The organism is Streptomyces sp. NPDC015144, from assembly GCF_043079735.1.
Taxonomy (GTDB): domain Bacteria; phylum Actinomycetota; class Actinomycetes; order Streptomycetales; family Streptomycetaceae; genus Streptomyces.
Map to the genome: position 1 here is coordinate 26530 of NZ_JBIBUU010000013.1, position 13981 is coordinate 40510.

The window sequence follows — 13981 nt, forward strand, 5'->3', positions numbered from 1 at the left end:
CGAATCTAGTTAAAGATTCAACAGAAGCTCCCGGTCGTCCTCCGAAAGGGCGTGCCGGAGGGGGGCGGGGGAGGGGGTGGCGCGTGAATGATGGCCGAACGTCCCGCCAATTGCCCCCTGTTGAAGGCGTCTGCCTCTGGCGGACGCGCGTAGAACTCGGGCAGTATCTCCCTGGCCTTACTTGTCATGAGCAGGAGGATCCCCCCATGTCGTCCGCAATGAGACTGCGCCCCGCCCTGACCGCGCTCGCCCTGGTGCTCGGAGTGCTCTTCGCCCCGGGCTTCGGTGTGATCGGCGGAGCCGCCCCCCAGGCCCACGCCGTCACCAAGCTCACCCACGCCCAGGCCACCGCCCGCTTCAGCTCCTCCGGGGTCACCTGGTCGTCGTCCGGCGGCTGCTCCGACCGCAACGTCGCCACCTGCACGTCCTTCGACCAGCTCAACCTGCCCACCGCCCAGGGCGCCCAGACCCTCAAGAGCGCCACGGGCTGCGCGCTGAACATCACCGGCGGCACCGAGACCGGCCACGCCAGCGGCACGTACTCGCACTGGAACGGCTACAAGCTCGACTTCGCCAAGTCGACCTGCCTCACCAACTACGTCCACAACACGTTCACCTACATCGGCGTCCGCGGCGACGGCGCCCCCCAGTACCAGGCGGGCTCCGGCAACGTCTACGCCGACGAGGGCAACCACTGGGACGTGACGTACTACAACTGCGGCGGCTGCTGACCCCCGCACCGCGCACACCCCGTACGTGCCTCCGCCCCGGCCCCCACCGGAGCGGAGGCATTCGCGCGCGTCGACACGCACTGACCGGCCGGCGGCTCCGTCACGGGCACGTTGGCGGCACGTTGCGGCGCCGTTGGGACCCCGCGGGAGTCTCTTCCCGTGACGGAAACCCCTCCTGTCGTACGGGGGGAACACGGGGGAGACACGGGGGGTCCGACACTTCCCGCAGCGGCGGCACGGGGGATACGGCCGTCTACTGCGGGGGCGTGGGCGCGGGCAGGGTCGGCAAACCGGCCAGGCCCGCGCGACTCGCCTCGATGTGCTGCGCCATGCCGTGGCGCAGCCCCAGCTCCAGACACTGCTCCCAGCACGACCGGGCGTCGCCCCACTCGCCGAAGTGCTGGTACGTACCGGCCATGAAGGCCAGGCAGTCGGCGGTGCCGCCGAGGTCGTCCATCCGCCGCCGGATGGCCAGGGCCTCCCGCTGCGCCTCCAGCGCCCCCTCCCGGTCGCCGAGCTGACGCCGTACGTCGCCGAGATTGGTGAGCGTGGTGGCCAGGAAGACGCCGTGCCGCTGCTCGCGCAGCGCCGCCACGACCTTCTCGTAGTTCGCCACGGCGTCCGCGTGCTCGCCGACCATCGCCTGGGCGTCCGCGATCCGGCTCAGGGCCAGCGCCTCGCTGCGCGGGCTGCTGGTACGGCGGTACAGCTCGTGCGACCGCTCGGCGTGCACCAGCCCCTGCCGGGCGTCCCCGAGCTGGACGTACAGCGACGCCATGTTGCCGAGGATCGACGCCTGGGCCAGAACGTCACCGGTGTCGGTGAAGAACGCCAGGGCCAGGGTCAGATGCTCCAGGCACGCCTCGTTGCGGTACGCCATGCCGTGCGCGACGGCGGTCCTGCGGTGCAGCCACGCCTGCCCGAGCGTGTCCCCGTGCGCCACCGCGATCTCCATCGCCTGACGCAGGCAGGCGTCCCACTCACCGGTCCACCAGTGGGTCGTCGCGTAGCCGAAGAGCCCGGCGGCCAGACGCCAGGCGAGGTCGGAGCGGCCCGCCTCCCCGGCCCGGGTGAGGGACTCCCGGATCGCGGGCAGCTCCCGCTTGGTCCACTCGATGGCGTCCGCGTCCTCCGCGAAGACCGGCAGGGCGGGCCCCGCCGGCGCGTCGAGCGGCGGCGGGGACTGTGTCTCGTGACTGGCGACGGCACAGGCCGTACTGACGGCCCGCGCGTACCAGACGAGCATCCGGACGGTGGCCGCCTCCCGGCCGTCCGCGGGCTCCTCCTCCGCCGCGCGCTGGGCCGCGTACTCGCCCAGCAGGTCGTGGAGCGCGTACCGGCCGGGGGCGGGGCTGTGCACGAGGTTCGCGTCGACCAGCAGTTCCAGGGCGGCCGACGCGTCGTACTCGTCCGCACCCAGCAGGGCCGCGGCGGACTGGGTGGTGAACAGGTGCGGCTTCCACAGACCGAGCAGCCGGAAGGCGCGCGCCGCCTCGCGCTCCGCGGCGTTGCCGCTGTCCCGGATCGCCTGGTAGCTCATGTCGAAGGTGTGCCGCACGGCGACCGCGCCCATCGACAGCGCCTGGAGCCGCCCCCGGTCCGGGGCGAGACGCTCGGCCAGCAGCGCCAGCGGCCACGACGGGCGCGAGGAGAGCCGCCCGCCGACGATCCGCAACGCCAGCGGCAGCCCGCCGCAGGCGGCCAGGATGTCGGCCAGGGCCGCCGGTTCGTGCGCGATCCGGTCCGCGCCGCAGAGCCGGGACAGCAGGGTGAGCTGCTCCTCGGGGCCGAGCGGGTGCAGCGCCATCATCTCGACCCCGGGCAGCTCGGCCAGGAGCTGGCGGCTGGTGATCAGGGCCGCGCCCGGCCCCTGCGGCGGGAGCAGCGGGGCCACCTGGGCGGCGTCCCGCGCGTTGTCCAGGACCAGCAGGACGCGGCGGTCGGCGATCGCCGACCGGAACAGCGCCGCCCGGTCGTCCGTGTCGTCCGGCAACGAGGCCGGGCGCGCGCCGAGATCGTCCAGGAACCGGGCGAGCAGATCGTGCGCACTGCGCGGGCCCCCGCCGCTGAACCCCCTGAGGTCGGCGTAGAGCGTGCCGTCCGGGAAGTCCTCCTGGACCAGGCGGGCCACCCGGACGGCGAGGGCGGTCTTCCCGATGCCGCCCATCCCCGAGATCACCACCGGCCGCAGCGGCGCCCCGACCTCGCGCCGCAGCGCCGCCACGGCCGCCGCCGTCTCCTCCTCCCGGCCGGTGAACTCCGGCACGGAGGACGGGAGCTGGTACGGCGGGCGGGGCGCCGGGGCCGGCACCGGCGGGGCCGGGGGCTGCTCCCCGTCCAGCAGCTCCTGGTACGCCCGGCGGACGGCGGGACCGGGCTCCGTACCGAGCTCGTCCACCAGCGACCGGCGCAGCGCGTGGAAGACCTCGAACGCCTCGGCCTGGCGCCCGGTGCGGTGCAGGGCGAGCATGAGCTGGCGGTGGAGCTCCTCGCGCAGCGGGTTCTCGGCGGCGAGAACGGCCAGGTCGGTGAGGATCTCGCCGTGGTTCCCGAGGTGGAGTTCGGCGTCGAAGGCCCACTCCCGCACCTGGAGGCGGAGCTGGTCGAGCTGGTGGATCCGCAGGCTCGGGCCCGGCTGGTCGCGGTACGGGACGAGGTCGGCGAGCGGCGCGCCGCGCCACAGGGCCAGCGCCGCCCGGCTCTCCGCGAGGACCGTCGCCCAGTCGCCCGCCTGATGGGCGAGGCAGGCGGCGCGCACCCGGGTCTCGAACACCTCGACGTCCAGAGCGCCCTCGGCCACCAGGAGTTGGTAGCCCGGAGCCACGGTCAGCAGCCGCTCCTCCCCGGCCGGGGCCAGCAGCCTGCGCAGCCGGGTCGCGTGATTGGCGAAGGACGCCTCGACGCTGGAGGGCAGCTCGTCGCCCCACATGGCTTCCTTCAGCGCGTCCTTGGACACCACCCGGTTCGCCTGGAGCAGCAGCGCCGCCAGCAGCACCCGGACCTTGAGCCCGGACACCGGCCGCAGCGCCGTGCCGTCGTGCACCACCAACGGTCCCAGCAGCCCGAACCTCATCATGTCGTCCCCCAGGGCGCCAACGGTCGGCATCCGTGCTGCGGAGGCGAGGAACGGAGGACCGGCTGGGGCACATCGTAATCCGAACGGGGGACACAAGATCAACAGGCGGCCGGGTGCGGACGGGTGGGCGCGGCCGGCTCACCGGGCGGGCGGGCGCGGACGACTGCCCCACCGTCCGCCCCCGCCGCAGGCCCGCCCGGCGGTCCTCACCGGCGGGCTCCCGGGCTGCTCAGTGGTTGCTCGGGACGTAGGCGTTGCAGCCGTACCCGTCCTTGGTCGCGATCAGGAGGGCGTCACCGGTGTTGGGGCCGACGATGCCGTCCACGGGCAGGTGCTCCCACGACTGGAAGGCCCGGATGGCCCCGTTGGTGTCGGGGCCGAAGGAGCCGTCCACCGCGACGGTGTGGTAACCGGTCGAGAAGGAGAGGTCGTTGACCAGCTGCTGCACGCACTTGACGCCGTTGTACGTGTTCGCCTGGCCGTAGCCGATCCACGGGGCCCCGACGGCGGCGTGGGCGCCCGCCCCCCACCCTCCGACGGCCAGGCAGACGGCGGCGGCGACGGTCGTTCCGGCCTTCGCTCCGGCCCTTGCGATACGTGACTTCATCTCTGCTGAACTCCGGCTCTCTCGGCTGGCGTTACGGTGCTTGACGGCCCTCACCCTGATCGATCCCCGCAATACCGTCCCAACGCGGAACCAACACCCCGGACCCCACCCACCCGGCGAAACGGGAGGTCCCACGCGGAACGGGAGGTCCCGCGCGGAACGGGCCCGCGAGACGGAGACGCGCCTGCCGGGGCGGACGGCGGGATGCTTGACTGCCCCGTATGGCATCGACCCTCGGCACCCCCCGACCCGACCAGGCCGCCTACATGCTGCGGGCCGCAGCCTCCGGAGCCGGCCGTGCGTACAAGCGGGAACTGCTGGACCTGCTGGACGTCCGTACCGGCCAGACCGCCCTGGACGTGGGGTGCGGCCCGGGAACGGACCTGCCGGCGCTGGCCGAACGCGTCGGGGACGACGGCACGGTGATCGGCGTGGACCGCGACCCGGACATGCTGGCCCGCGCCCGGGAACGTACGAAGGACCTGCGCCGGGTGGAGATCCGCGAGGCCGACGCGCACGCCCTGCCCGTCGAACCGGGCACGGTGGACCGGGCCAGGATCGACCGGGTCCTGATGCACGTCGCCGAACCCGCCGATGTGCTTGCCCAACTCCGTCGCGCCACCCGGCCCGGCGCCCGGATCACCCTGGCCGAACCCGACTGGGACACATTGATCGTCGACGCCGAGGACCTGGAGACGAGCCGCGCCTTCACCCGCTGGACCACGACGGAGGTCGTGCGCCACGCGACGATCGGCCGCGGCCTCGCCCGCCTCGCCGAACAGGCGGGCTTCCACGTCGAGACGGTCCTCGCCACCGCACCGGTCTTCCGCGACTTCCAGGACGCGGACCACACCCTGGGCCTGGGCCGCAACATGCAGAACGCCATCGACGCCGGTCATGTCGACCGCGACCGGGGCCACCGCTGGTTCGCCGGTCTGTCCCAGGGGCCGTTCTTCGCGTCGTTCACCCTCGTCGGCGTGGTCTGTTCCCGGTGACGTCCCTGGTGGGCCGGGTCGCCCGCGCGCTGGGGATCCTGGTGTTCCTGGCGGGGGCGGCGAGCGCGGCGTCCGCCGTGCTTCCCCAGCGGGCGGGGATGGCGGAGCTCCTGAGCGATGCGCGGTCGGGCCGGACATCCTCGATCCATCTCGTCGACGTGTCCCTGGGGGAGGGGCAGGCCCGGTGGGGCGACGGGTTCCTGGAGAGCAAGACGTACACGTTCCGGCCCGACACCCTGCTGGGAGAGGACGCCGAGGACGCTTTCCAGCGGATGGTCCGGGAACGGCTGGGGGACGAGGCGCCGAAGGACCTGACGTTCGACGACAAGGACCCGCTGGCCGCCCTGGGCGGTCTGTCGACCCTGGTCCCCCTGCTCTACTGGCGCGTCATCGAGGCCGCCTGGCTCAAGTGAGCTTCCCTGGCCGTCTTCGCCGCGAGCGTGACCGCGATGCTCACCCGGGAGATGAGGCGCACCCCCAGCGCCGGATACTGGCTGATCTCCGCTTTCATCGGCCCGGGCACGCCGGCCTACCTCTGGACGGAACCCCACTCGCTCCGCCCGCCCGTCGCACATGTGGGGCGTGACTCCGCGATCTCGGGCTGGGGCGTCGTCCTCCGCTCGGCCTGCTGGTCCGGGGCGGTGCTCCTGGCGGTGTGGTCGGCGCTGTCGCTGCGGTAGGGGTCGGTTCCGGCGAGTGGGCGGCCCGTAGAGTCCCGGGTGTGGATGTGTTGCGTGGTGCTTCCGTGGTTCTCCGGCCCGCCGTACGCGCGGACGCCCCTGCCCTGGCCGCCATCCGGGCCACGCCCGAGGTCCGGATGCGGTGGCGGGGCGGCGAGGACCTGGAGACCGAGGTCCTGACCGGGCTCGACGACCCCGGCACGCACTGCCTGGCCGTCGAGCACGGGCGCCGGGTCGTCGGCATGATCCAGTGGTACGCGGAGGAGGACGCCGAGTACCGCCACGCAGGCATCGACCTCTTCCTCGACCCCTCGGTGCACGGCCGTGGCCTGGGCGCCGACGCCGTACGGACACTGGCCCGCCATCTCGTCGACGACCACGGCTTCCACCGCCTCGTCATCGACCCGGCGGCCGACAACACGGCGGCGATCCGCTGCTACACCAAGGTCGGCTTCCGCCCGGTCGGCGTCATGCGCCAGTACGAGCGCGGCGCGGACGGCACCTGGCACGACGGCCTCCTGATGGACCTCCTGGCCGCCGAACTGATCCGCTGATCCCGGACCAGGCCAAGCCTCCAGACCGGTTCCTGTCAAGACGGCAGCACATACGCGTGGCCTCGTGGTTGCGCAAAGCAGGGCTCCAGCGCAGCGCATCGCATGCTGAAATGGCACGACTGCACGCTTGTTCGAACTGACGGTTTAATGCGAGCGGGGAGGGGATTCCAGGCGTGAACTCCATGGATGAAATGATTCGCCAGTACGTTTATCCGGTGGCGAGATCGGCGAAATTCTCCAGGCGTGGTCGGCGTTTTCAACGGGTTTCGGATAGAGGGGATTCCGCCATCCTTGAAATTTCCGTCCAACATGTCGATCCGAACAGATTCGTTTTTGATGTGATCTGCTGGATTGTGCCGGCGACACGTTGGAGTTGGTTGAGGCGCAACGAAACCCAAGTGAAGATTCCAGACAGCTCTGGAGCAATCGCTACTTTCTTGGTCATTCCGCCTGATGAGTTCGCTCATGCCCCCAATGAGGAAATGCCTTTTCGTTCTCGATGGGCGTTTGATGATGGAGGGATTGAGTCGTGCGGGCAAGTGCTGAGGCGAATGATCGAAGTGGAGTCTATTCCATGCATGGTGAGATTGTTGGATCGGGTGATTCTCCTTTCCGAACTGCGGAACCCTGAATCTGAGATCCTGCGACTCTGTGGCCTGAATGTGTGTGAGATTCTACTTAGGGTTGATGACGGGAGTGTTGAGGAAGTGGAGGGGCTGCTGGCCGCAGGGGAGGAAGGCGGGACTTTCCCCAAGTTCCTCACCTGGGCTCGAGAGCGGTTGGCCGAGCGAGTTCTGCCGAGTTGATGAGCCTCGAAGGGGTTGCTCGCCGGACCCTGCGTGGGCGTGTGAGTGAGAGCCCGGTCCTGGTTCGGGCGCGCGTTGCGGATTCTATGAGCTCGTAACACGATCACGATCCGGGCTTCTTGAGGCGTGTCCACGCACACGCGGAGCGTTGGCGGTGCGCGCCCCGAAGACGCGATGTCCTTCGGGGCGCGCGGCAGGGGTTCGGGTTCAGGCGTTGTAGCCGCCGTGGGCGTCCAGTACCGCGCCCGTGACGTACGACGCGGCGGGGCTCGCCAGGAAGGCGATCGCCGCGGCGATTTCGGCGGGGTGCCCCATGCGTTGCAGGGACAGCGAGCTGAGCAGGGCCTTGAGGGTGTCGGGGTCCGGCGGTTGCATGCCGCTGTCCATCAGCCCGGCTTCCACGACGTTGGCCGTGATGTCGCGGGGCCCGAGGTCCCGTGCGACCCCCATGGTGTACCTCTCGATGCCTGACTTGGTCGCCGAGTAGTCGGCAACGCCCGGGACGCCGACCCGGGAGCCCAGTCCCGAACTCACCGTGATGATGCGGCCGCCCGTGCGCAGCACTCGGGAGGCAGCCCGGATGACGGCGATCACGCCGAGGTAGTTGGTGGCGTGCATCCGGTCCAGTGCGGCGGTGTCGGCGTCCGGGTCGTCCACCGTGCGGCCCTGCTCCACCGAGATCGCCGCGTTGTTGACGAGGATGTCCAGGCCGCCGAAGTGCGCGACCACATCGTCGATCAGCGCCGACGCCCGGCTCGTGTCCGCCTGGTCGGACTTGAAGGCGACGGCCTTGGCTCCCTTGCCGTGCACCTCGTCGACGACTGCCTGCGCCTGCTTCTCGGAGCTGACGTAGGTGAAGGCGACATCGGCGCCCTGCTCGGCCAGCAGCCGTACGGTCGCGGCTCCCAGTCCGCGCGATCCCCCGGTGACCAGGGCGACCTTGCCCGTGAGTGGCTTGCTCATTCTTCTCACCTCACTGATTGACCCTTTCCGACAGTCGCAACGTTAATTGTTACGACAGCTCGTTGCAACCTTCACTGTTACGACTGCCGTATCATGAAGCGTTGTGGCCGAGAGGAGGAGCCCATGAGCGCAAACAGCAGGCTGACCATCGCCGCCCACGCGCTGGCCTGGATCGGTCTCTACCAGCGCCAGGGTCATGAGGTCGCCACCTCCGAGCAGATCGCGAACAGCGCGAACACCAACCCCGTGGTGATCAGACGGCTGCTCGGCGAGCTGCGCAGGGCCGGGCTCGTGGAGTCCCGGCGGGGCGTAGGCGCGGGCTGGTCGCTGGCACGCGAGCTGAAGTCGATCACCCTGCTCGACGTGTACGAGGCAGTGGAACCCGGCCCGCTGTTCGCAATGCACCGCACCACCCCGGACCAGGGATGCGTGGTGGGTCACGGCATCCAGCCGGCAATGCAGAGCATCTACGAGGGCATCGAGGAGACCCTGAGACACGAGTTGTCCCGCGTCACGCTCGAGAACGTACTCCAGGACGTACTCGCGGCACCTCGCTAAGAACTCGTAACACGATCTTGCTGGCGTGCAGCGGCCTGGCCAGGGCAGTTGAGTAGGTCGCTGCTCCCTGTGCCAAGGTCGTCCATGGGCTTCGCCGGAGTCATGCCGGGACGAAGCTCGGCCACCAGGGTGGAACGTTGGCCGGGCAAAGCGGGGCGGGGTAGGAGTCCGGCACGCCGAGCCATGTGACGAGGAACCAGGCGAACCACAGGGTGAAGACGAGCCCTGCAGTCAGGGCTGTCCTGCGATGACGTTTCCCGAGGGGGCCGTACAGGATCACCCACGGAACTGCAGCGGTGATCCATATGAGAGGCGCAAGAAGCAGCAAAGTCATGCTGTTGGCTGCTGCGCCGCTACCGATGTCACAAGCAGCCCAGGCCCTCTCAATGGCAACAGTGGTCACCACCGCGGTCAGCCCACCGAAGACGACCCCAAGACCAGTTCCTCTCAACCAGCGGCTCGGAGGACTCGACGGCTCTGCTCCCACGATCATCTCCCCGCCTGGCCGTAGATGCGGAGGGTACCAACGTTCTGAAGCAGCCCATCGGGGCCCTGGCCTGCCCCAGCCGTTCTTGGGCTTCCGAAGCCGCCGCCAGCGGCTGAGGCTGCGGGCGAGGGAGACGAAGGCGTCGTAAAGTTCGGTGCCGCGTTCCCAGCGGACGGCCAGGCGCCTGAACCCGGTGCAGCCGGTCGAATACTCCTGCTTTCTGCCACCGGTCCAGGCGACGCCAACAGGTCTGCCCCGAGCCGAACCCTGGCTCCAAGGGCAGGATGCCCTGGAGGCACAGCCGGGCTTGTACCGGAGCATGTTCACAAAAGCGGACCAGCCCGCGTCGTGCACGCCCTGGGCCGATCTGGTGCGCACCCTTCCTGACACCGCGAGGTCCTCCACGGCGACCGCTCGGTGTTCGCAGACGATGCAGGTGGACCGCGGAAACAGCGGGCGGGCGGACACCAAGATCGGCCGATTCGAACCGGCCACCCGCTGCTGCCACGCCTGCGGGCATGTCGACGGGGCCGAACCCCTCGACTCAAGGAAGGGGCCTGCCCCGCTACGCGGCGCAGGCCCCGGACCGGAAGGCCAGAGTCCTCTCCCCGAAGGAGAGGACGCACATCACTGCTTGCCGAAGCCGACCGGGTCGACCGTGACGCCCGGACCGGACTCCGAGCCGTCCGTCACCGGCATGCTGAGGCCGATCCGGAGCGTCTTGGAGTGCGTCTCGTTCGGCGGGGTCACGACGATGGAGACGATCCGGAGGCCGGTGCCGCCGGTGTTGTTGGGCGGGGTGTGGAGCGTGAAGCGGGTGGTCTCGCCGCCGCCGAGGACGACCTCCTGCGGGGTGTTCGCGCTGCGGTCCGCGCTGAAGGTGTCGCCGTCCGACGTGTTCAGGTCGACGCCGGGGAAGCCCTTGAGCGAGCAGGCGTCGCTGTTGTTCTTCAGGCTGACCAGGACATCGCCCTCGCCCATGCCGTGGGCGGCGGTGAAGGTGAGATTGGCCGTCTTGCAGGGGCCGGTGTTGATCTGGCCGCCGCCGCTGCCCTTGTCACTGCCGTCGCCGGAGTCGCCGCCCGTGCTGCCGCCGTCCGTGGCGGTGCCGCCGTTGCCACCGGTGCTGCCCGAGGAGCCCGCGCCGTTCTCGGCCGCGGGGGAGGAAGCGCTGTCCTGCGACGGAGCGGCGTCGAGGTCGCCTTCCTGGCAGGCCGTCAGGGTCAGGCCCGCGAGGACGGCCACGGTGGCGAGGGTCAGCTTCTTCGTCAGCTTCGGCTGGACGTGCATCGGGACTTCCTTGCTGTGGTGTGGGACGGTGGTGCGCTGTTGATCATTAGGACACAGCCCGCGCCTGGCCCGTTCCGATCCCACACTGCTGGGACGTGTCCCTGACAGACCTGTTACACACGGGCCCGGCACGCGGACCGCCGCACTCGACCCGCCGTACGCAACCGCTGGGGCGCCGCGCGGATCTGGGCGACGACGTGCGCCGGACGCGCCGGTGCCGCTCCCGGCTCCCGTGATACGAGTGCCCCTTGACCTCGACAGTGAGCTCCTCCGCCCGGAACAGGAAGTCGAGGAGCACCTGCCGCGCGTCGGCCGTGTCCACCCGGCCCGGTTTTCCGGGCACAGCCCGACGAACCCGCACCGACTGCCGCCCCGGCCCCCTCTTTTTTGTAACCTGCGCGCATGGTCAAGACGTCCGGGGTGAGGCTCGGTTCCCGGGCCGCGCGTCTGTTGGCCCGGCTCGGGTGCGCCGAGATCCGTCCAGGGCTGACGGAGCGGGAGTTGGCCGGTATCGAAACGCGGTTCGGGTTCGCGTTCGCCGACGACCACCGCGCGTTTCTCGCGGTGGGGCTGCCCACGGGGGAAGGGTGGCCCGACTGGCGTCATGGCAATGCCGCCCTGCTCCGTTCCTGGCTCGACAGGCCGGTGGAGGACGTGCTGTTCGCGGTGGCGGAGGCGGGTTTCTGGCATCCGGGTTGGGGTACGCGCCCGGCCCGACAGGCGGATGCCGTGGTCGGCGCGAGGGCGCACTTGGCGTCCGTGCCACAACTGGTTCCGGTCCGTTCCCACCGCTATCTGCCGGCCGGCCGGGAAACATGGGCTCACCCGGTGTTGTCGATCCGGGGCGCCGACATCATTTCCTACGGGTACGACCTGGTCGATTACGTGCGTCAGGAGTTCGGCGGCCCGCAGGACGGAACCGAAGGCGAGCGGCCAATCGTCGACGTCACAGCGGCCTTCTGGGCGGACTTCCTGTCCTGGTCGAACCAGGAAGGGTAAGCGGACCCCCTGCCGTACGTGGCAGGGGGCGAGACTGACGTGGCGCGAGAGGCGCATCGGGGCTCGGGCCCAGCGGGCTCAGGACGTGAGATTCGGGTCGTAGGCCAGTGCCTGGAGCTTGTTCTGGCTGTCCACCGTGATGCCGGACCTCTTGATGGCGGCGTCGAACTGGACGCGCCCGAAGGCCGATGTCGCGGGGTGGCCCTGGATGGCCACCACCAGCTTCATCCCCTCCTCGGCGTTCACCAGGAACCTGCGGATCTCCTTGAAGCCTGGCGACTGCTTCTTCGCGTCGCCGTCCACCGTCGCCGCGTTCTTGTTGAGGTGGGACAGCCCGCCCAGCTTGTCCTTCTTCTTGGTGGCCACGGCCAGGAGTTCGGTGTGCATGGCGCTCAGGCTGACCGGGGTGGACAGCAGGTTCGTCACGATGTTGGCGGGAGGCAGCGGTACCGGCACGGTTCCGGCCGGGGTCGTGGTGGCGTGCGGCTGGTCCCGGACGTCCTGGGGCTCCGGCTGGTACATGGCCGCCGAGATCGAGGGCGCCCCGCCGACCGTCAGGAGGCCCGCCGTCGTGACGGCGGCCGTGTCGATGAACCCCGCCAGCGTCCCGGAGTTCTGCCTGACGAGAGTGTTCGTGCCGGGGGCGGCGAGGGGATACGTGTGCTGGGCGAGCGAGGCCATGTCCATGACCGCCTGTTCGGCCGCGGCCTGGCTCGGGAGCAGGTTCCGGTAGTGGGCCCCGTAGGTGAGCATCAGGTTCGGGAAGTCGGCCTGGTTGGGCTCGACGACCTGCCCCTCCCACTTCACGGGAACCCAGCGGCGGAATTCCACGGTCTGCCGCACGAGTTCCTGGGCGAGGGTCAGCGCGGGGTTCAGCGGCGAGGCGATGGTGTTCATCACCGCCACGGCGCCGGGCGCGATGACGCCGGCGTTCACCAGGTCCTCTCCCGTCCGGGTGTAGGTGTCCGAGGAGTAGGTGACCGCCACGTTGTAGTAGAAGGCGTGACCGCTGTGCATCAGCTTCTCGGGGACGGCCTCCCAGCCGCGCATCAGCCCCTGGTTGAAGTTCTTGTTCTCCTGCGGGGCGATGTTGCCGTGAACGTCGGCGTCCTGGCCCTCCATGAGGGTGTGCTCGACGAGATGGCCGCCGTCGTACGTGTTTCCCAGCGGCGGCCGGTTGAAGATGGCCCGTTCCATGACGCCGAAGTGCCCGTACGGGCCGATCACGCTGTTGTCCCGGTTGCTGCCGTCCGCCTTGGAGACGGACTGCGGGTCGATCTCCGCCCGCACCGTGCCCGCCCGGTGGAAGCTGCCCGGGTAGTCCTGGGGGGAGACGTTGAGCAGCGGGCCGAACGTGTAGTTCTCCGGCAGTTGCGCGGTCGCGAAGAAGGGGGCGAACACGGCGCTGAGGCTCCGGTGCGGCGGGGCGGCGTTCTGTTCCTTCGGGTTGTTCGCGGTGATGGCCGACTTGCGCTGCACCGTGGCCTCTCCAGGGGTGTGCGCGGTCGTCGTCGCGGTGCCGTGGACGTCCTCGGCGGCCCGTCCTCCGTCGCCCGAGGGCGACGGAGCCCGCATCACCCGGGTGGCGTTGGCCTCCGCCTCTCGCTCGAAACGGTCGGACGGGTCGGAGATCCGCAGTCCGCCGCCGTCGTCCGTCCCGGCGACCGGGCCGGTACGCTGCTGGATGACGTGGGTGAGCTCGTGGGCGAGGGTGTGCTTGTCGGCGCCGCCCGTGCCGATGACGATGTGGTTCCCCGAGGTGTAGGCGCGGGCGCCGACCTCGGTGGCCGACCGCGCGGCGGCGGCTCCGGTGTGCACCCGGACGTCGGAGAAATCGGCCTCCAGCCGCGCCTCCATCTCGCTCCTGAGCGGCGCGGCGAGGGGCCGCCCGGCACCGCCGAGCACCTCGTGGACGGCGGAGCGCTGCACGGGGGCCGGGCCGTCACCGGCCCGCGTACGGTCGCACCCGGCGTCGCGCCCGTGTGCGTCATGGCCGTGTGTCTCGTGCCCGTGTGTCTCGTGCCCGTGCGCGCCGTGCTCACGTGCGGCCTCTTCGAGCAGCCGGGCCAGGGCCGCGTTCCCGATGCTGCGCTGCAGGGCGGCGAGCGAACCCGGCGGCACACGGTCCGCCTCGTACGCGGCCGGGGCGGGCGCGGCGGACACGGCGGGGACGGACATGGCCTGCCGGGGCTTCGCCGTGGCCGGACTCGTGCCGGACTCGTGCGCGCGCATGGG

At 70.5% G+C, this 13981-nt stretch carries 13 protein-coding genes and 2 pseudogenes; 8 read left to right on the plus strand and 7 right to left on the minus strand.

The features are described from left to right. Positions 1-206 precede the first annotated feature (206 nt). A complete protein-coding gene (locus ACF08W_RS21905) occupies positions 207-731 on the plus strand; it encodes a hypothetical protein (protein WP_352276206.1) in 525 nt (174 codons plus the stop codon). Positions 732-984: 253 nt separating this feature from the next. On the opposite strand, the gene ACF08W_RS21910 is transcribed toward ACF08W_RS21905, so the two are convergent. Both ACF08W_RS21910 and ACF08W_RS21915 read right to left on the minus strand, forming a co-directional pair. Continuing rightward, the gene (locus ACF08W_RS21910) at positions 985-3837 is read right to left on the minus strand and encodes a BTAD domain-containing putative transcriptional regulator (protein ID WP_392280258.1); all 2853 of its coding nucleotides are present in this window, start codon (positions 3835-3837) and stop codon (positions 985-987) included. A gap of 199 nt (positions 3838-4036) precedes the next feature. After that, positions 4037-4414: a peptidoglycan-binding protein gene (locus ACF08W_RS21915; protein WP_392280259.1), complete on the minus strand. Its 378-nt coding sequence runs from the start codon at positions 4412-4414 to the stop codon at positions 4037-4039. 221 nt (positions 4415-4635) lie between these two features. Here ACF08W_RS21915 and ACF08W_RS21920 point away from each other — a divergent pair, with 221 nt between their 5' ends. The 5 genes from ACF08W_RS21920 (at position 4636) to ACF08W_RS21940 (ending at position 7449) form a co-directional block, all read left to right on the plus strand. Then, entirely contained in the window at positions 4636-5409 is a 774-nt protein-coding gene (locus ACF08W_RS21920) for a methyltransferase domain-containing protein (RefSeq protein WP_392280260.1), read from the plus strand. Next, on the plus strand, positions 5406-5822 hold the full coding sequence (locus ACF08W_RS21925) for a hypothetical protein (protein ID WP_392280261.1): 417 nt from the start codon (positions 5406-5408) through the stop codon (positions 5820-5822). Before ACF08W_RS21920 ends, ACF08W_RS21925 begins: the two co-directional genes overlap by 4 nt. A 36-nt stretch (positions 5823-5858) precedes the next feature. Continuing rightward, complete coding sequence (locus ACF08W_RS21930) at positions 5859-6089, plus strand: hypothetical protein (protein ID WP_392280262.1); 231 nt, start codon at positions 5859-5861, stop codon at positions 6087-6089. A gap of 47 nt (positions 6090-6136) precedes the next feature. After that, complete coding sequence (locus tag ACF08W_RS21935; RefSeq protein ID WP_392280361.1) at positions 6137-6643, plus strand: GNAT family N-acetyltransferase; 507 nt, start codon at positions 6137-6139, stop codon at positions 6641-6643. Positions 6644-6816: 173 nt separating this feature from the next. Then, positions 6817-7449, plus strand: a complete 633-nt coding sequence (locus tag ACF08W_RS21940) for a hypothetical protein (protein WP_392280263.1) — start codon at positions 6817-6819, stop codon at positions 7447-7449. A 207-nt stretch (positions 7450-7656) separates the two neighbouring features. On the opposite strand, the gene ACF08W_RS21945 is transcribed toward ACF08W_RS21940, so the two are convergent. After that, on the minus strand, positions 7657-8412 hold the full coding sequence (locus ACF08W_RS21945) for an SDR family NAD(P)-dependent oxidoreductase (protein WP_392280264.1): 756 nt from the start codon (positions 8410-8412) through the stop codon (positions 7657-7659). 123 nt (positions 8413-8535) lie between these two features. Here ACF08W_RS21945 and ACF08W_RS21950 point away from each other — a divergent pair, with 123 nt between their 5' ends. Further along, positions 8536-8970 (plus strand): Rrf2 family transcriptional regulator, encoded by a 435-nt coding sequence (locus ACF08W_RS21950; RefSeq protein ID WP_385211781.1) that lies wholly within the window; start codon positions 8536-8538, stop codon positions 8968-8970. Between the two features lie 674 nt (positions 8971-9644). Here the strand turns inward: ACF08W_RS21950 and ACF08W_RS21955 are convergent. From ACF08W_RS21955 to ACF08W_RS21965, 3 genes and pseudogenes are all read right to left on the minus strand, one after another. After that, positions 9645-9740 (minus strand): annotated as a pseudogene (locus tag ACF08W_RS21955) (transposase); the annotation flags it as partial. 23 nt (positions 9741-9763) lie between these two features. Beyond that, positions 9764-9898: pseudogene (locus tag ACF08W_RS21960) on the minus strand (RNA-guided endonuclease TnpB family protein); the annotation flags it as partial. 186 nt (positions 9899-10084) lie between these two features. After that, positions 10085-10747, minus strand: a complete 663-nt coding sequence (locus ACF08W_RS21965; protein WP_385211783.1) for a DUF4232 domain-containing protein — start codon at positions 10745-10747, stop codon at positions 10085-10087. A gap of 402 nt (positions 10748-11149) precedes the next feature. Here ACF08W_RS21965 and ACF08W_RS21970 point away from each other — a divergent pair, with 402 nt between their 5' ends. Continuing rightward, positions 11150-11746, plus strand: coding sequence for a hypothetical protein (locus tag ACF08W_RS21970; protein ID WP_392280265.1), 597 nt, complete (start codon positions 11150-11152; stop codon positions 11744-11746). A 78-nt stretch (positions 11747-11824) separates the two neighbouring features. Here the strand turns inward: ACF08W_RS21970 and ACF08W_RS21975 are convergent, their stop codons facing one another. Next, positions 11825-13978: a DUF4157 domain-containing protein gene (locus tag ACF08W_RS21975; RefSeq protein WP_392280266.1), complete on the minus strand. Its 2154-nt coding sequence runs from the start codon at positions 13976-13978 to the stop codon at positions 11825-11827. Between the last annotated feature and the right edge of the window lie 3 nt (positions 13979-13981).

Coding starts and splice junctions, on each gene's coding strand:
- ACF08W_RS21905 (WP_352276206.1), top strand. CDS start 207: ATGTCGTCCGCAATGAGACTGCGCCCCGCCCTGACCGCGCTCGCCCTG.
- ACF08W_RS21910 (WP_392280258.1), bottom strand. CDS start 3,837: ATGCCGACCGTTGGCGCCCTGGGGGACGACATGATGAGGTTCGGGCTG.
- ACF08W_RS21915 (WP_392280259.1), bottom strand. CDS start 4,414: ATGAAGTCACGTATCGCAAGGGCCGGAGCGAAGGCCGGAACGACCGTC.
- ACF08W_RS21920 (WP_392280260.1), top strand. CDS start 4,636: ATGGCATCGACCCTCGGCACCCCCCGACCCGACCAGGCCGCCTACATG.
- ACF08W_RS21930 (WP_392280262.1), top strand. CDS start 5,859: ATGCTCACCCGGGAGATGAGGCGCACCCCCAGCGCCGGATACTGGCTG.
- ACF08W_RS21945 (WP_392280264.1), bottom strand. CDS start 8,412: ATGAGCAAGCCACTCACGGGCAAGGTCGCCCTGGTCACCGGGGGATCG.
- ACF08W_RS21950 (WP_385211781.1), top strand. CDS start 8,536: ATGAGCGCAAACAGCAGGCTGACCATCGCCGCCCACGCGCTGGCCTGG.
- ACF08W_RS21965 (WP_385211783.1), bottom strand. CDS start 10,747: ATGCACGTCCAGCCGAAGCTGACGAAGAAGCTGACCCTCGCCACCGTG.
- ACF08W_RS21970 (WP_392280265.1), top strand. CDS start 11,150: ATGGTCAAGACGTCCGGGGTGAGGCTCGGTTCCCGGGCCGCGCGTCTG.
- ACF08W_RS21975 (WP_392280266.1), bottom strand. CDS start 13,978: ATGCGCGCGCACGAGTCCGGCACGAGTCCGGCCACGGCGAAGCCCCGG.